Raw genomic sequence first — 23,658 nt, 5'->3', positions numbered from 1 at the left:
CAGAGCTGTATTCACTGCGATTTGTAGATGGTGCTCCGCCGTGACTTGTTGCGATCTGCGCGGGTGATGGCTCTCATCGACGTGTTTACATTCGGAATGTTCGCTGTAATCGGAATCGTCCATCGTCTTCCAGGAGGTCTGCGGAGTTGAGTCAGCGACGCAATCGTCAGGCGTGAAATAGGGTTGAGAAGTGGGCTGTCGAGCCTGTCGGTCTCATTTTCTCAACCTAGACGATTCCCCCGATCTCATGTTGATTCCTCTCAGCGACAACGTCGACAAAGAGCATCTCCCCATCACAGGGTTTGCGCTCATTGTGCTCAACGCTTACGTTTGGATCTACACGGCTCGGATGGGCGTTGATGACCAAACCATGCGGACGACTGTCCAGTTTTTTAACGACTGGGGATGCGTCCCGACCGATCTGGCAGATGGAAAAGTGGTTGGCCTGTTTACCTCCATGTTCATTCATGGCGGGTTCATGCATTTTCTGGGCAACATGATTTTCATGTGGACGCTGATGTGGTCGCTTGAGGCTTCCTTGGGATGGTTTCGATTTGCCCCGCTCTACATCGGCTCCGGGCTTCTTTCGGGCGTCGCTCAAGCGTCGCTGGACTTTTCGTCTGAGATTCCGTGCATTGGCGCGAGTGGAGCGATTTCGGGTTTGTTTGGTGCGTACCTATTCAAATTCGGCATGGCGACGAAATTCAAGATGCTCTTTTTCTTTGTGATTCGAGGGTTTGTTTTCACGATGCCTGCGTGGCTGTTCGGGGCCTTCTGGTTGGGAATGCAGTATTGGGGGCACTTCACGAGCGATCCATCCGAACCGGGTGTGGGATGGATGTGTCACCTGAGTGGATTTTTCATCGGGATGATCTTGTGCTGGATGCTTGATGAGAACGACGCTCAGCTTGAAGAGCGAGCTGGCGAATTGCGGATCGCGACAGCCAAAGAACGAGCTGCGAAGGAAGAGCTCAGTTCTCAATCAATTCAATACAGCTATGGACATGACGACGCAGAAGACGGCCCGGAGAATGCGTGTGTCTATTGCCAAACGGAGCTTTCCGACGAAGACATGATTGCGCCGACACTCTACCGCTGTCCGAACGGGAGCTGCGGGCAACTCAACATCCTCTCGACGGCACCAGAGAAAGTGCATCAGTAAGCTGTTTTCGTGCTGATGGGGTAAAGATGATCTCATCCCAATGAAAGTCATTTCCGATTCCAACGATTCGTTTGGTCAGTGCATTTGCTGATCGTGAGGAATTCGATAGGTTTCTTTCAGGAGCAGTCGACGAAATCTCCCGGATCGCCATACTTGTCGATCGCATTATCGTGATTCGTCCACAATCGCCGGCACTTGCAACGTTGTTCGAAGGCTGCGGTTGTCGTTACGAATCACTGACGACTGAATTGAAGAACACACACTCGGAAAACGGCATGTCTCAACGCACAGCAACGATTCAACGAACCACTGGTGAGACGCAGATCGAGCTGTCACTTGATCTCGATGGCTCAGGGAAGGCGTCGATTGATACCGGTGTCGGGTTCTTCAACCATATGCTTGAACTCTTCACCAAGCACGGATTGTTCGACCTCACAGTCAAAGCTGTGGGTGATACCGACGTCGATGATCATCACACAGTGGAAGACACGGGGATCTGCTTGGGACAGGCAATTCGACAGGCTGTCGGAGACAAGCAGGGAATCACACGCTACGGGTCGATGACGCTTCCTATGGAAGAGACGCTGGTGACTTCCGCTCTCGATTTAAGCGGTCGATACTGGTTTGTCGACAGCTATGAGATTCCAACGGAAAAGATCGGGACCTTTGATTCGCAGCTCGTTGAAGTCTTCTGGCAAGCTGTGGCGGCCAACGCGCTAATGAATTTGCATCTCGTACTTCATCACGGCAAGAACAGCCACCACATCGCAGAAGGCTTCTTCAAAGCGACAGCTCGAGCACTGCGGACTGCTGTAACTATCGATCCTCGACAGACCGGAGTTCCATCTTCCAAAGGTGTGCTGTAGGCGAGGCTTCGCAGTGATTCTGCACTCGCAACGTTCGACTCAGGAGTTATTGGCTGCCTGATTCCAATTCGGAGTCGAGAAGGTGTTCGTTAAACCAATCGATGACAGCTTGGAAGGCTTCTCCTTGCTTGCCATTTAAACCGTGATTGGCTTCCAGCAGCAGCAACTGATGGTCGAGTCCGTTCTTTTCGTATTCGGCAGCGATCCATTCACCGTGTCGGGGCGGAACGAGATCGTCGAGTGTTCCGGAGATGATCAGGGCTGGAGCATCATCTGCGGTTACGAACAGCAGCGGCGAATACTTGGCAGCCTCTTCAACGCTCAAATCAAGCGCAGGAAAGTTTCGGTAAGCGGGCAGCGATTCTTCTGCTTCCCAGACAGCCACGCGAAGGTCCGATGGAGGAACAAGTGCAGCGACAGCAGCGACGCGATTTCCGGTTCGCAGAACAGGGTCGACTGCCGCGGGATCTCCATCATCTCCCGTCGTTGCCAACATGAGCGAAAGATGTCCGCCGGCGCTCATTCCCATAACTCCGAGTCGATCAGGATCGATTCCGTAATCGTAAGAATTCAGCCGAATGAAACGGATCGCCCGTCGAACATCTGAGACAGCGTCGGGAATTCCGTAAACCGGGCTGCTGCCATGACGCACGGCGAACACAGTGTAGCCTTCGTTCAGATAGGGTTGGAAGAATGCTTGTGCCTGCTGCGGCGGAGCCCACTTCGAGTACCATCCGCCACTCACCATGAAGGCGATCGCCGCACCGTTCGCGGGTTTCCCGGTCGTTTTGGAATCCGGGCGGAAGATGTCGAAAGTCATCGCGAGACCATCTTTGTGGCCATAGACGACATCGGCAACGATGAGCGGTTGAGGTTCCGCGTCGGCGACTGCAGGCTCAGCGGAATACGCTGGAGTGCATAGAACAAGGAGCGCCAGAGTTCGAGTGGCTAAGAGTTTTCCGGCACGCTTCAGGAGTTCAATTCGTGACATCGAGTGGTGTTCCGTTTGAGGTCGGTTGCGGAATGGATATCGAAAGTCAGACAACGCGTTTTGCACGCCCGAACTTGAGAACTCTTCGGTTACAAGATTTCTGCGGGCCGTGGGATCGTTCGAGAATACTCGCCACAGAATTTCATCGCAAACCGACTGAGGGAAGTTCTATCGAAGCCTTCGTTCCACGAGAACTCTCAGTCCCCTGACCTGTCAATTGAGCCGTACGAGGAACTCGTCACTAACTCACCGGGCTGGTTGGAGATTTTCGAGTCTTGAATTGATCGCTGCCTACGCTTCTTCGGCCGAAAGAGTCTCTCTGCGAGCAAACTGCAATCTTTGTTGAATGACGACGATCAAGAAACCGAGTCCCGACAGAATCCATGTCGATGGTTCGGGAACGGAAACCATGTAGTGGCTGCTGAGCATCATCTTGTCACGCTTGGAAAGGCCGACAAATGGGTCAGCTCGAATTACGGTTCCCATGCCATCATCGATCAGGTTGAAGTCGGGGTCCATGACATTCATGCGCATTCCGCTGGCGCGTGGGTCGTCATCGAGTCCCAACACATGACCAAATTCGTGAGCGCCCAAGTTCTTCATGAACGTCGGAGCCACGGCTGAATGCCCGAGTGAGCCGCCAAAGATTTCGATAAAGCCTTCAGTGATGTTCACATGATCCATACCGGTTGGAAATGGGTCAGGGACGAATCCACCTCCAAAGCCACCTGCGTCGGTGTTCATCGGCTTGATGTCAACATCGACGTAGTTCGTGGCACCTGCGGGAGGTTCACCATTTTTGAATTGAACGGTGATCTTCGGAAGCATGGAGGCAACCGAGTTGATGCCCATTTCGAAGTTCATGCGGTCCGCGCCTGCCAGTCCCGCCGGGATAAAGATCATGATCGTCGTCGGCTCCGACCAACTGTAACTCTGCACGCCGGGCCGTGCTGGAACAGCATCGATGAAGTTGGCCGTTGCTTGAGAATTGAAGAACAGCAAAAGTAACAGGACGAGAAAAGATCGCAGCGTGAATTGAGCGTGATTCATCGTTTCGCCTCAGTTGCAGACTTTGTTTTCGCCTCCGACCAGCATCTTTGAGAATGCCAACACTTGAGTCTGCTGAATCGAAAGCAGCAAAGCAATTTTTTTCTTTGAGAAGACTGAGTTTCAACACGTTTTCACGAGTGAGTTTCGTCACCGATTGGATGAGACAGTCTTTGAAACAGCAAGCGGATTGAAAAAGAACTCAACGGCGAGTAGCGTGAGCTTTTCGTTGACTGACGTCACTGGTGCAATGGACCGTTCTTCGCCGTTTGTTCTTCCGGCCAGCACTTCAACAAATCGAGGAGTCGAAACTTGTCCGTTGAGATTCGAAACTACCGAAGCACAGACCGAAGTGCTGTTGTTTCGCTTTGGAATGAAGTCTTTCCTAACTCAACGGGACACAATGATCCGGAAGCATCGATTGACCGAAAATGCGAGCACGATGACGGTCTCTTCTTTGTCGCTCAGGATACCGGAGAGATTGTCGGTACCGCAATGGGTGGCTACGACGGACATCGTGGCTGGATTTATTCTCTGGCAGTTTTGCCAACTCGCCAAAGACAGGGAATCGGTCGATTACTCATCCAGCACACTGAAGTTGCATTGGCGAAACTCGGATGTCCCAAGGTCAATTTGCAAGTGCGCTCCGACAATGGAGAGGTCGTCGCATTTTATCAATCACTTGGTTACGAGACTGAGCAGCGCGTGAGCATGGGGAAACGAATCGATGAAGCTGCAAGCTGAGGGTTCAACCAGCGAGATCCTGATTGGGAGTAAGTGCTGATGCCACTTTCGCAATCTATTTCTCATGCTGATTAATGATTTGCGGTTCGCATTATGCTTCGCTCATCTCGGCTTCATGCCATGTGAAGTCTTGCGATTTCACCACGGGAATGGCTCGTTTCCTCATACGAATTGATGGCAACCAGTCCACGAGAGTTGAGTTTCGAGTCTATTGCTCAGCGAGTGAAGACTGAAGGTGAACTGAAATCGAATCGATCGAGCTCAAGAGGTGGATGACATGAGAGCATCCACCTGATTCAGAGTTCCTTCGCGTTCGTCTTCAACGATCAATGATTGATCAGACGAGTTCCCGGCTTTGACACTCACCTGCGCTCATCACACCTTCGTCCTGTCCGTCCTCCATGATTTCCAAAGCGAGTTCGTCTCCTTCGACATCGAGAAGTGTGACTGTGTACTCACCTACCTGAAACGTTTCACCGACCGACAATTCGATAAGATGCTCTTGCACTAGGAATCTCCACGAGCGGGAAAGCTGAGTTGCCAGAAATGAAGACTGACGAACGATGCTTTTGAATTGCTTTGAAGGTCGGACTATAACGCAGGTCGAAGAGATTCGCCAACTGAAAATCCGTCAACCTTTCAAAAAAAATGTGTGCCACCTTTGGCACCATGTTCCCGATTTCTCAAGACACATTCTCTCATGAAACTTCGCTGTCACCCCTCTGACTTCTGTGTCGACGAATGCAACTCACTCGCTGTGGGAAGAACTGGAAGCTTCGCAGTCTACCGATTGAAGAAGTCCGGCTGGACGACACTTGATGTTCTGCAAAAGCTTGCCCGCGATCTGAAGTTGGATCGTCGACGTATTCATCATGCGGGGCTCAAAGATCGACATGCTGAGACATCTCAAGTGATCACGATTGAGCGTGGACCACAGCGTGATTTTCACTTTGAAAGTTTTTCAATTCTGTATCAGGGTCAGGCACAACGGGCTGTCACTGCGCATGACATCGAGGGGAATACGTTCTCATTGGTCGTGCGATCGGTCACAGCCAGCGAACGTTCTCAAGCGGAGATTTATCTGCCAGTCGTTCATTCAACTGGCTTGATGAACTACTTCGATGACCAGAGATTCGGATCATACATCCCCGGTCATCCGTTCATCGCGGAGCATTGGATTCGTCGAGAGTACGAACAAGCTTTGTGGCTGATGTTTGCAGAGCCACGAGAGGAAGATGGTCGAGACGAACGTCAGCAGCGAGAGATTCTGAGGACACACTGGAATCAATGGTCGCAGTGCAAACAGGAACTCGAACGGTCTCATCGTCGCAGTATTGTGACGTTCCTCGACGATCGACCAGGAGACTTCAAGGGTGCCTGGGAACGAGTGAATGCAGATCTTCGCGGGCTCTGCCTGAGCGCCTTTCAAAGCTATTTGTGGAACGGAACTGTCGACGGTTTGATGCGCGAGCAACTGGCCGATGAATCGCGACGAGAGATGCACATTGTCACTGGCCCGTTGGCTTGTCCGGATCTCGTCGAGAAGCAGAAGCTGGGCGACCTTTGGGAGATGCAAATTCCCCTGCCCTCAGCTCGCTTACTCAAACAGAACGACACTGACCCGAACGTACTTGAGATCGTGAACAACGGGATCGAGAAACTCGGATGGCGACTGGAAGAGATCAAGGTGCGAACTCCGCGGGATCGATTTTTCTCACGCGGGTTGCGCTCTGTGATCGTCCCGGTCAACGATCTTTCATGGAAGGTTTCTGAAGATGATCTTTTTGAAGGGCGAGACAAACTGACGCTGAAATTTACTCTGCCGAAAGGAAGTTACGCGACCATGTTGATCAAACAGATCATGCCGGCGGCCGATCAGGACTGACTTCAAAAGACTGAGCGACATCATCGGGGATCGCGATGAGCCGACCGGCTTCCGTCGTTACGAACGCCCAGTTCGTTTCAGCCCGGGCCACCAACTTCCCGGACTCACTGAAGACAATCTCGTATTTGCGAAGAGAGCTGAATTTCTTCATGTCCGCGACCCAGGTATGGATCGTCAGCTCATCGCCCAGAAGTGCTGGTCGGCGATACTCGATGAAGTGCGACCGGACGACCCATGCCCAACCATTCTCCCGGTAGCGCTGCGTCGACCAACCCTGAGTCGCTGAATGATCGATCGCTGCCGACTGCATCCATTCAAGGTAAGCAACATTGTTCGCGTGATTCTGCGGGTCGATATCCTCGTCACGCACTGTGTGCGAGAACTCGTGATAGCGTGCCATGTTCAGTCTCTCTGAGTCGATTTTAAGTGGTATGTTTGACGGGTGACTGCTTTGTCGCAGAGTCGGTTATCAGCATTCGAGCGGTCAAAAGTCTGCGTCAGTCTCGCACGTCGAATGCCAGTCATCAGCAGGCAAGAGTTTCACTTTGTCGTGTGGTCGATATGATGGGCATCTACTCTCAACATGAGGTTTAACCTTCCGTGATTTTACGATATCGAACGCACCTTCGACTCGGCATCTTTCTGTGTGTCAGCATGCTTCTGATCTCTGGATGCCAGCGATTTCAGTCTGAAGACGTGACTTCAGGTGATGGAGCTGATCATACAGCCGAACCAGTTGATCCCGAAGAACAAGTTACACCGGCATCGGGAGCGAACGAACCGACGGACTCTGCGCAAAAATCTCCGGAAGAAGTTGTCGCTGCTTTTGAAGGACTCTCTCCGTCCCAACGCACGGCACAACAGATTGCTGAAGTGAGTGAGCTTCCAAAAGGTCAAGAAACGATTGTGACACTCGACCTGACAGATGGGCTGTTGGGGGATGCGGACCTTCAACCGATCTCGAAGCTTTCGAATCTTCGCTCATTGAATTTGAACAAAGTACCTATCACGGGAGCGGGGTTGAAAGAGTTGGCTGGGCTCAGCCAGTTGGAAGAGCTGATTCTTGATTCGACACAGGTCGGGGACGATGTCGGTGACGCTCTCAAAGAGATGCAGAGTCTAAAGGTTCTGAGTTTACGACAGACGGGGATTTCTGATCAGGTCTTCAATTCGCTTGCCAAGTTACCTCATCTCGAAGTGTTGCACCTCGATGGTAACAAGGTTCTGCGCGGGAAGGATTTCGGGATTCTCGTTGAGCAAGGAAATTTTCAATCGTTGAAAGAGCTCACAGCGGCCGACTCCCAACTCGGTTTTTATGGATTCCGCACTGCTGATCGACTGGCGAATTTGGAAGTCCTAAGGATCTCCAATTCTGGAGCTCACGATGGAGCACTTGAGGCCATTTCAGGCTGTCCGCAGCTTCGAGAGTTGGATCTTTCGTCAAATACAATTGGCGATGCCGGGATTGCACATTTGAAGAAGCTCAAGACACTCAAAACACTCAAACTCGCGGGATGTCAAAGCATCACTAACAGTGCTCTTGTCACGATTCGAACGATGAAGCAACTGAAAGTGTTAGATCTCACCGGTACGAATTGCAGTCGGGCAGCGCTTGAACTCCTTGCGAAAGAGCATTTGCCGAATACGAACGTCGTCGGAATTTCGGTCGTTGAGTCAGAAGACGTCTCGTCACAATAGACAATGCCAGGCCTAAGTTGCTTCAAGAATTCAAGTGATGATTCCGAGCTACTCTGATGAAGTCGCGAATGAAAGGTCAGGATTGCATGAGTGAGATCGAACAAGTCGCTCACTGGATGCGTTCTGCGAAATCAGTCATCGCGTTCACCGGAGCGGGGATCTCGACAGAGAGTGGAATTCCCGATTTTCGGTCTCCCGGTGGAGTATGGTCGAAGAATCGAACTGTCTATTACGACGACTTTCTCAGCTCCGAAACCGAGCGGCACGAGTACTGGCGGCAGAAGTCGCAGACACATGTTGAATTCAGCCGAGCGAATCCGAACTGCGCTCATCAAATTCTGGCGAAATGGGAATCGCTTGGATTGATAGAGGGAGTGATCACTCAGAACATTGACGGTCTGCATGCGGAAGCAGGCAGTCGCCGAATTTGGGAGTTGCACGGAACAGCCCGCGAAGTCGGTTGTTTAAGTTGTGAGAAGCGTTGGCGTGCCGACTCGTGGATTGAAGAGTTTCTCGAGACCGATCGGGCTCCTCGATGTCCTGAGTGCAATGGCTTTCTCAAACATGCCACCGTTTCATTCGGCCAAGCACTTCCGATGGAAACGTTGGAATCAGCAATGGAAGCGGCGCTGCAGGCGGATTTGATTCTCGCACTCGGTTCATCGCTTGTCGTCTATCCTGCAGCAGAAATTCCCGAACGAGCAAAGCAATATGGGGCGCGACTGGTGATCATTAATCGTGATCCAACGCCACTCGATCATCAGGCCGACGTCCGGATTGCGGATAGCCTCGGTGCAAGTTTGACCAGCATCGATGAGCTTCTGAATGACGGAGCGCAGTCCGAATGAACGACTCCCGTGAATGGTCATTTGACGGTATCAACAATCGGTTGATCAGTGAGATTCCTTGCTTCGTGCGTAGACAGCATCTGTTCGAGGAGATGAGTTTCGTCGGGACGAGTTGTACTTTCCGAGCGAGAGCATTGCCTGATTTGGTGTGCACGATCTCGCATGAGCAAGCACAGCCTTTTAACTTACGAAACAGTGCAAACGAGTGCACAGGAAAGAGCAACTTGCTCTAAGAAATGTGGATAGGTTGATCGAGTGATTGATTCATTGCGAGATTCCAATCACCGGAAGTCTCAACACCTTCACCGCCCTGCTCTGGTTGGAGCGCTCGCGCTTGGAACGGGCATCGCACTCGATTCGATTCTCTTCGCATCAGATCTCATCTCGTTCAAGGCAGTTTGGGGGGCTGGATGCCTGTGTCTGTTGATCGCAACAACTGCGATCTTCACTCAGAGAGAGCGTCTGGCCACATGGGCCGTCCTGCTTTGCTGCGTCATGGCCGGAGCCATCCGACATCACCAGATTGCCGAGTTTGAACAGGAAGCGACCGTTCGAGCGTATGCGAATGCCGAAGGTGATCCCGTTCGAGTTCGTGGACAACTGAAAACGAGTGTTGTCATCGATGAAGCTGAGTATGGTCCCCGCATTCCGTCGTGGCTCGAACTCGACTCTTCAATTTGCGACTTGAAAGTTCATGAACTCCAAGCATTGCAAGAGTGGGAAACTGTTTCCGGGACTGTGCGAGTTCGCGTCAGTGGGCACCTCACGACCGCACAGGTGGGTGATCTTGTCGAAGTCGTCGGGACGCTACGACTTCCTCAGCCAGTGAGCAATCCCTCCGGTTATGACTACGCCGAAATCCTTCGAAGAGAAGGAATCAGCGCTCTTCTCAGCGTTTCTCATCCGGCAGCTGTTGAAGTCATCTCGACTCCGTCGAATCTATGGTGGAAACTGCTTCGAGTTCGAGAGGCTGTTCGCAATGAATGTCGACGTCTGTTTGTCGAATACTTAAGTCCCAAGTCACAGTCGCTGGCATTGTCCATGCTGCTGGGGGATCGAACGCAACTGACGAAGCAGGACCGTGAGATTTTTCAAGAGAGCGGTGCCATGCATCTGCTGGCAATCTCCGGTCTGCATGTCGGAATTCTTGCTGGGTTTGTGACGCTAATCTCCCGGCTGGTCGGTTTGTCAGAGAGAAAAACGGCGGTTGCAATTCTCGTTGTGACCGTGCTTTATGCAGGTCTGACGAATCACCGTCCACCGGTTCTGCGGGCAACTCTTCTGATTTGTCTCGTCATCTTTGGAACGACTCGTCGCCGACATGTTGACTTACTCAATGCTTTAGCCTGTTGTGCGATTATTCTGCTGCTGATTTCTCCCGAAGATCTCTTCGACCTCGGCGCTCAACTCTCGTTTCTGGCCGTCCTGGCGATCATCTGGAGCATTGATCTCTTGAAACGTCTCCGAGTGACCAGCTCAAAGAGTGACGTTCTTCTTTCAGAAAACTGGCGCTGGGTCGAACGGACCAAGCCTGCTCTTAGATGGCTTGCGCAAGGGACTGTGATCACTGCCACAATCTGGTTTGTCACGTTCCCATTGATTCTCTCTTCGTTTCATATCGTGGCTCCCATCGGATTGCTGTTGAACCTGTTGCTGATCCCGGTTGCGGGGCTGGTATTGGGAGCCGGGTATGTCTTCTTGCTGACCGGATGGTTCCTGCCTGTGCTCGGTCACTTCACTGGAACAGTCTTCGATACTGCTCTGCGATGGTTTCTGTGGATCATTCAATCAGGAGCTGATCTTCCGGGCGGGCACTTTTGTTTTTCCGGTTTTCCGAGTTGGTGGCTCGCCGGATTTTATGTGCTGCTGCCGGTCTGTGTGTCGGTGAGTCAATGGCCCATGGTGCAAAAATTTAGCTGTGCTTCGCTGTGTGTTTGGTGTTTCGCAATAGCCTGGTACGCGATTCTCCCGACGAAGAACGATGAGTTGAGAGTGACTGTTTTAGACGTCGGCCATGGACTTGCGATGGTGATCGAACTTCCATCCGGAGAAGTTCTACTGTACGACGCTGGCAATACCGGTAATGGTTCACGGGCTGAGAATGCGGTGAAGGACTATCTCTGGTGTCGAAATCGACATCACATCGATGCAGTTCTCGTCTCTCATGCAGACCACGATCACTTCAGCGGGCTCTTCGGAGTGATCGATCACTTCCCGGTCGGGAAACTTTTGCTGAGCCAGTCTTTCCTCGACTTTGATCAACGTGGGACGTTTGAGCTGTGTGAAGCAGCTTCCAGACGCGACGTCACAATCGAACTTCTTCAGGCAAACGATCGACTCAAGACCAGCGATCACGATCCGCCCGTTAGCATCGAGTTGCTTCATCCCACCGGTGACTTCGAATCCAAATCGGACAACGCTCAAAGTCTTGTTTTGAAGCTCTCGTACGGTGATCGGTCGTTGCTGTTGACGGGAGATGTCGAAGAGGAAGGTCTTGATCGACTCTTGGATCTGCCGCAAGAACAATGCGACGTTCTGATGTCTCCGCATCATGGGGCGAAGAATTCCAATCCGTTGGATCTCCTCGAATGGAGTTCGTCCAAGCTGTTGGTCGTGAGCACTTCAGATCGATCGGTTGGTCCGCGACTCCGTTCTTTTGTGCCGAGTGGCGTGGACGTCGAGACGACAGTCGAGTCGGGAGCGTTAACGCTACGCATTGATCGATCCGGAACCATTTCGGTCGAGCGGTTCCTGCAAGAAGAAGATCAGTAGCGGACACGACGAACTGAGTAGTTCGGTCTTCAATCCTCAATAGTTCGCGGCTCTTCGGAATTCTTTAGGCAGCCCGATACTGGCTGGTCACCGGAATCCCCATGTCGGAGTGCAGGTCGGAGAAAAGCCTCTCGAGCGCCTTGGTGCTTTTTCCCCAGTCGAAGGCCTGTCCCGGAATGTTTGTCAGAGCACTGACGTGTGCCACATTGGACTGTTTTGTGACGGTGATTCGAATTTCACCTTTGAGGGCCCAAATCGAAGATGGAAACTCAGCAATCAGCGTACAGCGGTCATCTGCCTGCTCAACACGCTGAAAAGGTTGTGTGTGTTTTGCCAGCGAACAGAGAGCTCTCGCGAGAACGACTCCGGGAGGGGCACTCACTGTCCCTTCTCGTGTTTTGCCGGTGCGTACACCAAAGGAGGCATAAAGAGGCTGAACGACAGTGGCCAGTTTCGCCAGAGGAATCGGCGACGGAACAATCTTGTCGTAAATCGCGAGACAGTCTTCTCCGGAAAAACCTTTGATCGCTTTTGACCCATGATCGGCGATTGCCGAGCGGACGATGTCTGTGTTCAACACCTGTTCGTAGCAGATGTCGTCTTCCCATTTGACCGAATGAGTCGGAGGAGAAATCAATTCATTCTGAGGCGGAACGACGTTGGTTTCAGGAGCAATCCCATCGCCCTGATGGAGAGGATGCCCACACGAAAAACAGAACTTCCCGTCAGCTTCCACGCCGCATTGTGAACAAAACATCGTCACCCCTTCCCTGAATTGACGAATTTGATCAGCCCTGAAGGCAGTATTTTCCTAACGATTCGATCGGTTGAGCGCGAGGGTTCAACGATTTTCACGTTTGTCGACGAAAAAAATTTTCGTGATCCGGACAACTGAGTGCTCCGTTCACGTCTTCATACGTCGTTCGTTTCGGTTGCGTGCAGACGATGAACTCTGGTTTTCAAAGGTCTGCCAGCACCCGAACCTCATGGCGGGCGGCTATTTTGCGCAATTTCTCAAATTATGTCGATCCGTGTTTTTCGAGCGTTTCAGTGCTCGTTAACGGGCTCTCTCCAGAGATTTACCCGCAGTCAATCAGTGTTGCCGCAAAACTCATTCGAAGTTCTCAAACCAGAATTTAATAGTGTACGAGACGGGGATCGTAAACCTATCATCAGGCTGGCATGCAGAAACGTGACATGAAATCATTTCTCTCAGAGAACGAATCGGTTTTGGACCGACCATTCCTAGAGTTTCATCGCTTTCGCTCACATTGCGATGAATTCGATGTGGGAATGCAGTCGAGAACAAAATAGTTCAGGAGTTGAATCCATGATGACAATGTTGGGACTTCCTTTGCTGATCGGGGGTGTATTGTTGGTTGGTGCTTTGATCGCAATGGCATTTCGAAAAAATGACTGAAGGTCTTCGCGCGACCTGAACTGATGCGAAGACAGTTTCAGATGTTGTTTTTACGGACGGATACGATCGACTGTCCACCAGGATCGAATCAGCCGAAAAAGGTCGCGGAATAAGAGGCGAAGTTGTCTCATGTTCTGGCCTGTGCTCTGCGTGCGAACGGAAAGTTCAGTCGTTCACGGCGATTGGAGGAGCGACCGGATTGCCGAACCTCCCTCCAGCAACCGCCTCTGCATTTAGTTTAAGTGAGTGACCAATCGAGGCTTTGGATCTCAAGAAGCCGGGGTTTGAAACCGACGCTTAAGTTCCGCGAACTCTGATTCCAGTTTCTCTCGACGTTCGTCAGCCTCAAACTGAGCAGCGAGTTCGTCGGCATCGGGATCTTTTCCCTCGAGACGATCGTAAGCCTGCCCCAGACTCTCTTCCCGATTCACTTTCTCTTCCAGACGATGAAACTGAGCGAATGCAGAATTGGATTCTGCGGAGTCGATCGCGCGGTTGATCTTTTGACGAGACTGCGCTTGTGCAAGTCGAGCGATCAGCAGCGTTCGTTTATGCCGGGCCTGTCGAATTTTGTCTTCGAGGTCCCGATACGAAGATTGCAACTTCGCCGTCTGTGTACATTGAGATTCATACACCTTCTCGATCGTTTGAAGTCGTTCTTCGTGGCGCAACTTCTGATCGAGGGCTTGTTTGGCCAGTGTCTCTTTGCCTTTCTCCAAAGCTGATTCCGCCCGCCCTTCCCATTCTCCGATCTCACTTTGAATGGACTCGATTTCCTTGCCAAGCTGAATTTCGTCGGTAATCGCAGCTGCGACTGACTGCTTTACCGCGCGCAGTTCATCTTCCATATCGCAGATCAGTTGATGAAGCATTCGTTCGGGGTCCTCGACCTTGTCCCGAATGGCGGTGATGTTCGAACGCATTACGAAAGTAAATTGTTGAAACCAAGACATTGTCATTCTCCGATAGTTAAAGAAAGAGTGCAGCATCAAGATCGCAAAGCAGCCACAAATGCGTGCTTCGCAGAAGAATCAGTTCCATGTTTCGAGTTCGGCAGCGATGAAGCGGAACTTTTGAAGCATCGTTTCGCGGTGACGTTCGCAATACGCTGCCAACCCGATGACGGCCAATCCAATGACGATTCCGGTCAGCCAGAGCAGGCTCGGATGATCAAACGTCCCACGGATGACGAGTGCGAGGAGATCGGCAATCAGGAACGCCGTACCGGTGTACATCAAGGCCTTAATTCGCAGCCCCATCGAAACGATCAAGATCAGAAGCGACAACACCATCAACGTGACGATGTGAAGCCAGCTTCCTCCCACAATCTGAAACGTCGGCGAGACGAGAACCGTCAGGGCACCAACATAGCGGAGTGGATTGTGGAGTCGTTTCGGGATTTGTGACCGCAATGTTTCCACGAGAACCAGGACCGACAACCCGGCCGGGATGAGGAAGAGTTGTGGATCGGTCCAGCGAAGTTCTTTCCAAAAAATGGCCAGTGAGAAGTTGAAAATGGCAGCGGAAGCGACGACGAACCAGGGACGATCGTGTTCGATTCCTTTCCAGAAGTAGAACGCTGAAGTCAACAACAGCGCGAGGCTCTGAACTCCGAACCACTCAGGGTTTGGATAGGCAAAGAGCTGGTGAATGACCATCGGTATCGTTGCTGCTGGAAGTGCAGTCGCGGTCTTTCGAAGCGGCCCGGAAAAAACAGTCCACGAGACCGAAGACTTCGCTTGATGTGCGAGTCCTAACGTCCAGATGGCCAGAATCGTCGGGGCGAAACTGCTCAACGTCACACCCAGAGGTAGGAATCCAGTCCACCGCAGATGGACGATCGCAGCGACAACAAGTCCGATGGCCAGCCAAGCTCGATTGGTGGCACGGGCTGCCAACATCCAACTGATATTGGTGCCCTCAGCAGCTAAAGCGGAGTGATGACTCATCTTGCGAGCGAGTTGAGCCTGCAACGCAGCGACAATCATGAGGCTCGTCGTTCCGAAAAGTGCGAGGCCATTGTGAGTGAAGTCGCTCCAGAGTGTGAAAAGAACAGCTCCAAGACTCAGTGCTTGGAAAAGTTCTGAAGTCAGGTCTGAGAATTGGCTACGAGTCGGAATTGCACCCGACCATCCCCAGGCAGAGAGTGCCGCAGCCAATGAAACCGGGAGTGCAGCGACGGCGAGTTTCTCCGGCGGAATGTCGAAGAGGAATCGCGAGTCGGGAAGAACAATTTGCACCACAGCCACGAGAAGCTGTACGTTTCCAATCAGCAGAAGAATCTCTGAAAACTGGCTGCGACGTCGATATACGGTCAGAAGCAAAACGCCTGCGACGCTGATGAGACCAGCGATGCGGCATGGGCCGACGAGGAACGGGATGGTCATGACGGCGATGACACCCAGTGTCGCTGCGAAACACCACTCAATGGCACGCACGGCATATGAGATCTCGCCGTCAGTGCGTTTGTTGTCGACTGAGGTGAAGCGAAGTGCGACTGTTCCGAGTGTCGAGAGAGTGGCCCATGTGACAGGAATCCAAAGCACTCGGTCGAAACCTGTGATGTGCGTTAAATTGGCCAGCAATTTCGGCGTAAGTATTGCCGTCATGATGAGGGCGAACGCGTGAGTCGTAATGACGAGGACGGCAGAATTGTTCTTCCAGGCCAGGTAAGCTCCGGTCAAGAACGCTATGGCGACCGGGAGCCAAACTTCAATGGAGAAGTGAGCCTGCATATGAGCCAGGATGTATGGGACCAGAATCGTCTGTAGGGCAACGGTTCCAATGCTCGTGACGATCTTTGCCGCAGGGGCGAAGACGATCGAGAGCGTCCACTTCGGGAATTTTCTTAAGACAGCTGCACTCGCACAGAGCGCGACGAGAAGACTTCCGGTGAGAGTGAATAATGAGGCTGTCGACCAGTTGTTGTGGCTCGCAAACGTGATCGGAAGACTCAATAGAAGTGTGAGTGTTAGAGCGCTGACCCAAGTCGACTTGAGAGCGAATGCATGTCCCAACAGCAAAGCGAAGCAAAGGACTCCGGTGAGGATTGGAATCGATCCGCTGGGAGCCAAGGCGATGAAAATGATCGCACAGATTGTGATGATGCCGATGCTGCTCCATCGAAAAATTTCCGGAGGATTCCATTGAACTTCTGAGTCACTCTTCAGTCCGAAGCGGGAGACTTTGCGGTCGAAATAGACTCCGGGAAACCAGAAGAGCCCTCCGGCAATCACCCAGGTTGTTAACGAAAGTCCAATGCTTCCATTTACGTTTAAGACCTGCTGGAGGAATGGAGTCGCTCCGAGAGTTGCGAAGAACGCTGAAAGAAGTGTCGCGAATCTGAGGAAGGGAAGACGAAACAGAACAGCTTGTCCGGCAAACAAAATGGTGAACAACACGCACACCGGAAACATGGCTTTTGAATGGGCACACGCGACGGGCAAGAGAAGCAACGGCAGGCCGAAAGAAAAAGACTGGAGTTGAGGAGAGAACAACGTCTCGCCACGTCGTTTAAGCCAAGTGGAGATCCCGGAAGTTCCGATCAACAGCGGAAGGTAAGTCAGTCCATAGAAGGCGAACGGCATTCGACTCTCGCCGATTGCTGAAGACCCGGCATCCAGCACAGTCCTCACGAGTTGTTTCATGAAGACTGGCGACGTTTGGTACGAGACCACAATCGCGAGCATCATCAACCATACGAATTCTTTCTTCTGCGTTCGACGGGCAGCGAACCCCATCACCATTGCGGCGAGCAATGATGTTGGGACGATTGCCACTGTCGCTGGGAATCCGTAAGCAGAGATCGCAACTCCCGCGATGACCATCGCGATGCCGCCCAGCAACGCCAGGACAACACTTGTCGGTTGAGTCGGAAGAGCGGTTTCTGAGCGTGCCTGAATAACTCGTGCCAATGAGTCGGCTGCCTGGAGGATCGGGATGGCGGTTAAGACGATTCCCAACCCAATCCATTGCGCGGGGATCTGCGGTGCAAGCATCGTTGCAAACAGCAACAAGAATTGAACACCAAGCAGAATGATCGGAAAGAATCCGAAGATCCGAGGAGCTCGAAACTCTTCAGCCAGCCAGAAGGCATGCCGATTGACTTTGATTGATCCGACGGCAAAGACAAGCCAAAGAAAGAGAGCCGAGAGTGGAGCAATTGTCGAGGGGAGAAGCGGAATCACTGCTCCACTGACGGAGAGAACCAAATAGCTGACGAGAAAAGAGTTTTGCGGCTTTCGCAGAAAGTGAGTGAAGATTCTGCGTGCTGCGAACAGTGAGAAAAGACAATTCCCTGCCAGCAAAAACAGGAGACCAGATTGTGCGAGTACCCCGTGAATCGTGAGCATTTGGTTCGGTTGAACCCAGCGATACGCGACGAAGTTCAAGGGAATTAGCAACGTCGTCAGTGCCATCAGCCCCGTTCCAGTCTTGCGCAGACTCAAACGGTGATAGGCGAATTGCCCGCTCAAATGAATCCCGACTGTGTACGTCAGAAGGACGGCATACTTCCAGAGAGGGGGATAAGAATCCCAGTGCGACGTCACAAGCATCGCTGAAGAGCTGAAAAGGATCAGCGTTCCCACTCCCAGCAGCCACTTGATATTTCCCTCTTGAAGAAAGGAATCAAGAAAGCGGACGACCGAAGGAGTGTCTTGCTCTGGTGTCGATCTCATTGAGTGGCTCCGAACACAGCTTGTTGAACCTGAAGCAATGGGAGTGCTTCAATAGCTGAACAGGCGGAACAGGAGCCGATCGCTCACGCGATTTTTGGTCTAAATGTTCTTCTCCAAGAGATTTTTTTGATCCGACGCCGTGGTCCAATCATGGTCGGTCACTCTTTGAGCCGTGACCTATTCGGTGTCGACCTCATCGACGGCGTATTCCTCGAGTTCTTCGAGTGATGCAAACTCAAGGGCCGACATGTGTGTTGCCGCGAGGACGACGCCACACGCTCGCCCGTGGTCGTATGCTTCTTTCCAGCGACCGGCGCAAACACACCACTGATCGCCCGGTTTCAAGCCGGGAAACTTAAACTCTGGAACCGGTGTTGTGAGATCGTTTCCGGTTTCTTTTGAGAACTCCAGGAAGTCTTTGGTGACTCGACAGCAGATGACATGCATTCCGAGATCGCCGGGGCCTGTCGAGCAACAGCCGTCTCGAAACCATCCGGTCATCGGGTCTGTTGAACAGGATTGCAGTTCGCCGCCAAGTACATTCTTTCCGCGTTGCATGATCGTAATTTCACTCGATGAAATGAGGGTGTCTAGTTTGAGTCTAAGCGCTGGTCACCTGATCTCAACAGTGTAGTTTGGTAATTTCTTTTCGACTTTTCCGACCTGAACAGCTTTTGTGGCGAGCCTCAACTGATCGAAATGTGCGCGTGATGTTTGAACTTCAGTCCGTGAGTCTCCATGATTTGGTCGGACATGTTCGACAACTGATTCACCCGTCAGGAAGCCCCATGAACAAATCTCTTTGCTCGCTGGCCTGTTGTTTTGTCGCGATTGGAATGTCGTCGGCGTTCGCTTCGACTCCCAATGTCGTTTTGATCGTGAGTGACGATCAGGGCTATAGCGATCTCGGAATACTGAACGACGAAGTCATCAGCCCGAACCTCGACCGAATCGTGAAAGAGGGAGTGCTGCTGACAAACTTCTACGTGGCCTGGCCAGCCTGCACTCCGTCTCGAGGAGCGTTTCTGACCGGTCGTTATCCACAACGAAACGGCATGTACGACATGATCCGCAATGAAGCTCCGGACTATGGTCACAAGTATACGCCTGAAGAATACTCTGTGACCTGGGAGCGGATCGGCGGCATGGATTTGAGGGAGAAACTCCTTCCTGAGTATTTTCAGGGAGCTGGCTATCAAACGGCGATCTTCGGCAAGTGGGACCTGGGAATGAGCCGACGTTTTCTTCCCAAGCAGCGTGGTTTTAATGAATTCTACGGACTGGTGAATACCGGAATCGATTACTTCACGCATGAGCGTTATGGCGTTCCGAGCATGTATTCCGGAGACCATCTGACGGAGGAAGACAAGGGAACTTATTGCACAGAACTGTTCGAACGTGAGGCGGTCCGCTTTCTCAAGGAGAATCACGAGCGACCATTTTTTCTGTATCTCCCGTTCAATGCTCCGCATGGTGCGTCCAATCTTGATCCTGCGATTCGCAGTGCAGCCCAGGCTCCGGAGGAATACAAGAAGCTGTACCCGCATTTGGAAGACTCATTGCGTAAAAGCACGAAGTACGGGAAACCGGCCATGGTTGCGACTCCGGAGAAGCGGCGTCTCGAATACCTCGGAGCAGTGACAGCGATGGATGATGCGATCGGGAGCGTGCTAGAACTTCTGGATGAGTATCAAATCGCGGACAATACGATTGTCATTTTCTTTTCGGATAACGGAGGCGGAGGAGGAAGCAAGAACAGTCCGCTGCGAGGTGGAAAGTCACAGATGTTTGAAGGGGGCGTCCGTGTCTGTGCTGCGGTACGAGGTCCGGGAATCCCCGCTGGCTCAGTCTGCGATGAGTTTCTAACGAGCTTGGAATTGCTTCCGACAATCGCAGCCAAAATTGGTGTTCAACCTGATTCAGGAATCGTGCTTGATGGCTTCGACATGTGGCCAGTGCTAACTGGTGAAACGGAGTCGCAACGGAAAGAGATGTTTTGGAAGCGACAGAACAAAGAAGGAGCGCGCGTCGGAAACTGGAAATGGGTTCGACACGGCGATGACCAATTTCTGTTTAACCTCGACGATGACCTGGCAGAGCAGAACGATTTGATTGAGCAGATGCCGGATCAGGCCGACCGCTTGCGAGAAGCATTCGCCAATTGGCTCGACGAGATGGAGGCTGCGGAACCACGCGGTCCTTTCCGGGACTTTTAGTCTCGTTCGGTCACTCCGATTTTCTTCCCGTCAATCTTCTCGAGGAGCGACAAAACTGCCGGCGAGGATTGTTGAGCGGCGAATGTGGAGATTTTGATTGTCGTCAGAAGTAGCGACCGGTGATCTGCTTTGTTTTTGCATGTGATAGTGACGATTGATGTCCGGGACATCTGAGAATCTTCGTGCACCTCCGCACGACAAATTGAGGTGCGCCAGCGAAAAAACAAAGAAACTCGTGTGAAGGAATTGGAAAGTCCGGCTCGATTCCAATCAACTCCTCTTCTCCAGAATTGCAAACTTCACTGAACTCTCCATCATACGTCGATTTTCGGTCGGTTCGATGACCCACCATTGTTACCTACTCCAGGATGGAGCGATTCCGAATGTCAATTCAGCCCACGCGCCGCCGGGCAAAGAACTTGTTTTTTGAGTTGATCAAGGGAGACATGCAGACGATTCAGCGCTCGGGACGTTTCCGCGAAACGATCAGCGTCACGTCGGCCATCCGACTAATCGGAATCAGTAAGAAATTGCTCGGCGCTGGCGTATTCATTGGAAAGTGGAAGTGCTGTCCACTGCAATTGAACCAGCTTTCGACGCTGACTCCTCAGGTATGCGTGCGATTCAACAAGGACCTCAACTGGACGTTGTTTGGGTTAGGTGAAGATGTTCAGGTCAATGGACGAACTTTGCCCGACGTCGGCTGGGAGTTGGAAGTTGGAGACGAAATTCAGATTGAGTCGTACCTGTTTCGTGTCATCGAAAAGCCGACAACCTCTGTGAGACCGCAGGAAGTTGCAGAAGTGGGGACTGTTGAAGACTTCGATGCCCCAACGGTCAACATTGATGAACTGATGAGTCAGGTCCAAAACGCACCAGAGAGCATTGAAGACGACCCATTGGCCGAGACCGATTTCGATCTGAGAATGTCCTGAAAATCCTTAAGAATTCTGGTGAGTGGGAACTGAAAAAGTCCTCCAGAAACTCACACTCAAAAGTTCAATCCACGTCGAACATTGAGGATAACAGAAGCCATGTGTCTTAGCGGACTCTAAGGCCCGGAGAGACGAGGAACTTCTCCGCAGCTTCGAAGACGTACTTCACCGAGATCGCCATGATTGCAGCGGGAATGGCGCCTTCAAGCATGTGTGCTTCGCTGTTCAGCCTTAAGCCGGTCATGATGGGCTGACCGTAGCCCCCTGCCCCAATGAGACCGCCGAGCGCGGCATATCCAACATTGATGACAGCGGTCGTTTTGATACCCGCGAGAATCATGGGGGCACTCAAAGGGAGTTCGACAAGTCTCAATCGTGCTGCCGGGCCAAGGCCAAGAGCGGTCGCTGATTCGATTAACGACTTTGGAATTTCAGTGAGTCCGGTCATCGTATTGCGAATGATCGGGAGCAGGCTGTACAGGAACAGAGCCACCATCACCGGAAAGGCACCAATTGATGGAAGGCCGACGCGAATGAATAGAACTCCCATGAAGACAAGCAAAGCCAGTCCGGGAATGGTCTGAATGATTTCAGCGGTGCCGAGGATGATTTGTCCGGGGAGCTTTGTCTTCGCCGCAATGATCCCGGCAGGAATTCCAACGAGGATCGCAGCAGAGAGCGAGATCACGACCAGAAACAGATGTTCCAACGACGTCTTCCAAATCCGCCTGGTGAGCGATTGCGAAGCACTTTTGACATTGAACCCGAAAGTCTTGTTCACAAATTGACTGGCGACGTCCGGTTCACTCAGTTCGTCGATTTCGACAGCTTCATTCAACCGAAGCATCGTGCTATCCGACAGTTTGCCCTCCATCGATTTGAGCAATTTGACAAACTCGGGATTCGTCTCTTCGAGTTGGGTGCGATACAAGTAAACCGCGTCGTACTTCGGAAAGTAATTTCGATCGTCTTTTAGAAGCTTCAAGTCCATTTCGAGAATGTGCGGGTCGGTCGCGTAGGCATCGGCAACGTCAATTTCGCCAGCATCGAGAGCACGATAGGCGAGTGTGTGTTGAATTCCTCGAATGTCTGCGGGACTCAAATCGTAGGTTCGTTTTAAGCTGGGCCATCCATCTCCACGATCCATGAACTCGTTACTGAAAGCGTATTTGAATTGAGGAAACTTGCTGAGGTCGGAGATTTTCTCGATGCCAAATTCTTCGGCTCGCGATCGCTTCATCGCAATCGCGTATGTGTTATTGAAGCCGAGAGGTGCGGTCATCGACACTCCACTCTCTTCGACTTTCTTTTCGAGAGACTCATCATCGGGAAGAGGTTGTCCTCGAAAGATTTCCTGCCGCAGTGTTCCGGTATACTCGGGATAGACATCGATCTCTCCGGACACGAGAGCGGACCAGAGAACTTGGGTGCCTCCCAGTTCCGTCACCGGTTCAGAAGAATTTCCACTCTCGATGGCCAGAGCGCTGGCGATTTCAGCGAGAGTGACTGACTCGGTGAACCCTTTGGCAGCGACTCTAAGTCCGGAGGCAGACATCAGAGATGTGACGACCAGGAGAACGACGCAACCGGAGGCAAACCATACGACATTTTTCATACTCATATGAGTTCCTCCACAGAATCAAGTTGAGTGCGTTGTGCTCGGATGAAATCTGTGACGAAAGAGTCCGTCGGATTATTCAGCAGGTCCTCGAACGAACCTGTTTGCAGAACACGTCCTGAGTTGAGCACGCTAATGCTGTCCCCCAGAAAAGCGGCTTCTCCGATATCGTGAGTGACGAGAACGACCGTCTTTTGCAGCGTGCGAAAGATCTCACGCAGTTCTGCCTGCAGATTCGTGCGAATGACCGGATCGAGCGCACCCATTGGCTCGTCGAGCAGCAAGACATCTGGATCGAGAAACAGCGCTCTCATAAGAGCCACGCGCTGCCGTTGACCACCGGAGATTTGTCGTGGGTATCGCGTGAGCGTTTCGTCATCGAGATGCACGAGTTCTAACAGCTCGTGCATGCGATCACTGATTTTCTGAACAGGCCAGCCCAGGTGTTTGGCGAGCAGCGCAACATTCCCCTGCACTGTCAAATGCGGGAAGAGTCCGCCGTCCTGAATCATGTATCCGATACGGTGGCGGATCGTAGCGATGTTCTCTCGCGTGAGCGGTTCTCCATCGAACAGAATTTCTCCTCCGCTGTCCGGCTCGACAAGACCGATCATCAATCGCAGTAGTGTCGATTTCCCACAGCCACTCGTTCCCAGGAGGACAGATGTTTTGCCCTGTAGGAACTCAATGGAAGTGGGAGCCAGGACCAACTTCTCGTCGTAGGTTTTCGAGACATTGGTCAGGCGGAGCATTTGGGAAATCCTGTTTCGTCCGGAG

The 23,658-nt window shown here is 52.1% G+C and carries 20 protein-coding genes; 9 read left to right on the top strand and 11 right to left on the bottom strand.

Going from position 1 to position 23,658, the window contains the following annotated elements; translation table 11 throughout:
* The first annotated feature begins 247 nt into the window (after window positions 1-247).
* A complete protein-coding gene (locus AB1L42_RS02725) occupies window positions 248-1,162 on the top strand; it encodes a rhomboid family intramembrane serine protease (RefSeq protein WP_367050916.1) in 915 nt (304 codons plus the stop codon).
* Window positions 1,163-1,437: 275 nt separating this feature from the next.
* The gene (gene hisB, locus AB1L42_RS02720) at window positions 1,438-2,028 is read left to right on the top strand and encodes an imidazoleglycerol-phosphate dehydratase HisB (protein ID WP_367050913.1); all 591 of its coding nucleotides are present in this window, start codon (window positions 1,438-1,440) and stop codon (window positions 2,026-2,028) included.
* 46 nt (window positions 2,029-2,074) lie between these two features.
* Here hisB and AB1L42_RS02715 read toward each other — a convergent pair whose 3' ends face one another.
* Window positions 2,075-3,019 (bottom strand): prolyl oligopeptidase family serine peptidase, encoded by a 945-nt coding sequence (locus AB1L42_RS02715; RefSeq protein WP_367050911.1) that lies wholly within the window; start codon window positions 3,017-3,019, stop codon window positions 2,075-2,077.
* A 291-nt stretch (window positions 3,020-3,310) separates the two neighbouring features.
* Window positions 3,311-4,069, bottom strand: coding sequence for a PEP-CTERM sorting domain-containing protein (locus tag AB1L42_RS02710; RefSeq protein ID WP_367050909.1), 759 nt, complete (start codon window positions 4,067-4,069; stop codon window positions 3,311-3,313).
* Between the two features lie 309 nt (window positions 4,070-4,378).
* On the opposite strand from AB1L42_RS02710, the gene AB1L42_RS02705 reads away from it, so the two are divergent.
* The gene (locus AB1L42_RS02705; RefSeq protein ID WP_367050907.1) at window positions 4,379-4,810 is read left to right on the top strand and encodes a GNAT family acetyltransferase; all 432 of its coding nucleotides are present in this window, start codon (window positions 4,379-4,381) and stop codon (window positions 4,808-4,810) included.
* Between the two features lie 337 nt (window positions 4,811-5,147).
* Here the strand turns inward: AB1L42_RS02705 and AB1L42_RS02700 are convergent, their stop codons facing one another.
* Window positions 5,148-5,318: a hypothetical protein gene (locus tag AB1L42_RS02700; protein ID WP_367050905.1), complete on the bottom strand. Its 171-nt coding sequence runs from the start codon at window positions 5,316-5,318 to the stop codon at window positions 5,148-5,150.
* Between the two features lie 192 nt (window positions 5,319-5,510).
* On the opposite strand from AB1L42_RS02700, the gene truD reads away from it, so the two are divergent.
* Entirely contained in the window at window positions 5,511-6,695 is a 1,185-nt protein-coding gene (gene truD / locus AB1L42_RS02695; protein WP_367050903.1) for a tRNA pseudouridine(13) synthase TruD, read from the top strand.
* On the opposite strand, the gene AB1L42_RS02690 is transcribed toward truD, so the two are convergent.
* Window positions 6,670-7,095: an acyl-CoA thioesterase gene (locus AB1L42_RS02690; RefSeq protein ID WP_367050901.1), complete on the bottom strand. Its 426-nt coding sequence runs from the start codon at window positions 7,093-7,095 to the stop codon at window positions 6,670-6,672. The genes truD and AB1L42_RS02690 overlap by 26 nt on opposite strands.
* Before the next feature lie 200 nt (window positions 7,096-7,295).
* Between AB1L42_RS02690 and AB1L42_RS02685 the strand changes: the two genes are divergently transcribed.
* The 3 genes from AB1L42_RS02685 (at window position 7,296) to AB1L42_RS02675 (ending at window position 12,013) form a co-directional block, all read left to right on the top strand.
* On the top strand, window positions 7,296-8,393 hold the full coding sequence (locus AB1L42_RS02685; RefSeq protein WP_367050899.1) for a hypothetical protein: 1,098 nt from the start codon (window positions 7,296-7,298) through the stop codon (window positions 8,391-8,393).
* Between the two features lie 68 nt (window positions 8,394-8,461).
* A complete protein-coding gene (locus AB1L42_RS02680; protein WP_367050897.1) occupies window positions 8,462-9,241 on the top strand; it encodes a Sir2 family NAD-dependent protein deacetylase in 780 nt (259 codons plus the stop codon).
* Window positions 9,242-9,496: 255 nt separating this feature from the next.
* Window positions 9,497-12,013 carry a DNA internalization-related competence protein ComEC/Rec2 gene (locus AB1L42_RS02675; RefSeq protein ID WP_367050895.1) on the top strand — a complete coding sequence of 839 codons (2,517 nt, stop codon included), beginning with the start codon at window positions 9,497-9,499 and terminating at the stop codon, window positions 12,011-12,013.
* A 64-nt stretch (window positions 12,014-12,077) separates the two neighbouring features.
* Here AB1L42_RS02675 and AB1L42_RS02670 read toward each other — a convergent pair whose 3' ends face one another.
* From AB1L42_RS02670 to AB1L42_RS02655, 4 genes are all read right to left on the bottom strand, one after another.
* On the bottom strand, window positions 12,078-12,770 hold the full coding sequence (locus tag AB1L42_RS02670; protein ID WP_367050893.1) for a hypothetical protein: 693 nt from the start codon (window positions 12,768-12,770) through the stop codon (window positions 12,078-12,080).
* Window positions 12,771-13,702: 932 nt separating this feature from the next.
* The gene (locus AB1L42_RS02665; RefSeq protein ID WP_367050890.1) at window positions 13,703-14,386 is read right to left on the bottom strand and encodes a PspA/IM30 family protein; all 684 of its coding nucleotides are present in this window, start codon (window positions 14,384-14,386) and stop codon (window positions 13,703-13,705) included.
* 78 nt (window positions 14,387-14,464) lie between these two features.
* Entirely contained in the window at window positions 14,465-18,112 is a 3,648-nt protein-coding gene (locus tag AB1L42_RS02660; protein ID WP_367050888.1) for a hypothetical protein, read from the bottom strand.
* 177 nt (window positions 18,113-18,289) lie between these two features.
* Window positions 18,290-18,670 (bottom strand): DUF2237 domain-containing protein, encoded by a 381-nt coding sequence (locus AB1L42_RS02655; protein ID WP_367050886.1) that lies wholly within the window; start codon window positions 18,668-18,670, stop codon window positions 18,290-18,292.
* A gap of 230 nt (window positions 18,671-18,900) precedes the next feature.
* Here AB1L42_RS02655 and AB1L42_RS02650 point away from each other — a divergent pair, with 230 nt between their 5' ends.
* Entirely contained in the window at window positions 18,901-20,328 is a 1,428-nt protein-coding gene (locus tag AB1L42_RS02650; RefSeq protein ID WP_367050884.1) for an arylsulfatase, read from the top strand.
* On the opposite strand, the gene AB1L42_RS02645 is transcribed toward AB1L42_RS02650, so the two are convergent.
* A complete protein-coding gene (locus AB1L42_RS02645; protein WP_367050882.1) occupies window positions 20,325-20,498 on the bottom strand; it encodes a hypothetical protein in 174 nt (57 codons plus the stop codon). The two genes, AB1L42_RS02650 and AB1L42_RS02645, sit on opposite strands and share 4 nt — an antisense overlap.
* A gap of 213 nt (window positions 20,499-20,711) precedes the next feature.
* Here AB1L42_RS02645 and AB1L42_RS02640 point away from each other — a divergent pair, with 213 nt between their 5' ends.
* Window positions 20,712-21,263 carry a hypothetical protein gene (locus AB1L42_RS02640; protein ID WP_367050880.1) on the top strand — a complete coding sequence of 184 codons (552 nt, stop codon included), beginning with the start codon at window positions 20,712-20,714 and terminating at the stop codon, window positions 21,261-21,263.
* Between the two features lie 106 nt (window positions 21,264-21,369).
* Here AB1L42_RS02640 and AB1L42_RS02635 read toward each other — a convergent pair whose 3' ends face one another.
* Window positions 21,370-22,884, bottom strand: coding sequence for a glycine betaine ABC transporter substrate-binding protein (locus AB1L42_RS02635; protein ID WP_367050878.1), 1,515 nt, complete (start codon window positions 22,882-22,884; stop codon window positions 21,370-21,372).
* A complete protein-coding gene (locus AB1L42_RS02630) occupies window positions 22,881-23,633 on the bottom strand; it encodes an ATP-binding cassette domain-containing protein (RefSeq protein ID WP_367050876.1) in 753 nt (250 codons plus the stop codon). The genes AB1L42_RS02635 and AB1L42_RS02630 overlap by 4 nt, the downstream gene beginning before the upstream one ends.
* Window positions 23,634-23,658: the final 25 nt, after the last annotated feature.

The organism is Thalassoglobus sp. JC818, from assembly GCF_040717535.1.
Taxonomy (GTDB): domain Bacteria; phylum Planctomycetota; class Planctomycetia; order Planctomycetales; family Planctomycetaceae; genus Thalassoglobus.
This window is presented reverse-complemented; position numbering and strand designations above follow the sequence as displayed.

Bases quoted from the DNA above. Each gene is read 5' to 3' on its own strand.
- AB1L42_RS02725 (WP_367050916.1), top strand. From the start codon at position 248: ATGTTGATTCCTCTCAGCGACAACGTCGACAAAGAGCATCTCCCCATC.
- hisB (WP_367050913.1), top strand. From the start codon at position 1,438: ATGTCTCAACGCACAGCAACGATTCAACGAACCACTGGTGAGACGCAG.
- AB1L42_RS02715 (WP_367050911.1), bottom strand. From the start codon at position 3,019: ATGTCACGAATTGAACTCCTGAAGCGTGCCGGAAAACTCTTAGCCACT.
- AB1L42_RS02710 (WP_367050909.1), bottom strand. From the start codon at position 4,069: ATGAATCACGCTCAATTCACGCTGCGATCTTTTCTCGTCCTGTTACTT.
- truD (WP_367050903.1), top strand. From the start codon at position 5,511: ATGAAACTTCGCTGTCACCCCTCTGACTTCTGTGTCGACGAATGCAAC.
- AB1L42_RS02690 (WP_367050901.1), bottom strand. From the start codon at position 7,095: ATGGCACGCTATCACGAGTTCTCGCACACAGTGCGTGACGAGGATATC.
- AB1L42_RS02680 (WP_367050897.1), top strand. From the start codon at position 8,462: ATGAAAGGTCAGGATTGCATGAGTGAGATCGAACAAGTCGCTCACTGG.
- AB1L42_RS02670 (WP_367050893.1), bottom strand. From the start codon at position 12,770: ATGTTTTGTTCACAATGCGGCGTGGAAGCTGACGGGAAGTTCTGTTTT.
- AB1L42_RS02665 (WP_367050890.1), bottom strand. From the start codon at position 14,386: ATGTCTTGGTTTCAACAATTTACTTTCGTAATGCGTTCGAACATCACC.
- AB1L42_RS02660 (WP_367050888.1), bottom strand. From the start codon at position 18,112: ATGAGATCGACACCAGAGCAAGACACTCCTTCGGTCGTCCGCTTTCTT.
- AB1L42_RS02655 (WP_367050886.1), bottom strand. From the start codon at position 18,670: ATGCAACGCGGAAAGAATGTACTTGGCGGCGAACTGCAATCCTGTTCA.
- AB1L42_RS02650 (WP_367050884.1), top strand. From the start codon at position 18,901: ATGAACAAATCTCTTTGCTCGCTGGCCTGTTGTTTTGTCGCGATTGGA.
- AB1L42_RS02645 (WP_367050882.1), bottom strand. From the start codon at position 20,498: ATGTCCCGGACATCAATCGTCACTATCACATGCAAAAACAAAGCAGAT.
- AB1L42_RS02640 (WP_367050880.1), top strand. From the start codon at position 20,712: ATGTCAATTCAGCCCACGCGCCGCCGGGCAAAGAACTTGTTTTTTGAG.
- AB1L42_RS02635 (WP_367050878.1), bottom strand. From the start codon at position 22,884: ATGAGTATGAAAAATGTCGTATGGTTTGCCTCCGGTTGCGTCGTTCTC.
- AB1L42_RS02630 (WP_367050876.1), bottom strand. From the start codon at position 23,633: ATGCTCCGCCTGACCAATGTCTCGAAAACCTACGACGAGAAGTTGGTC.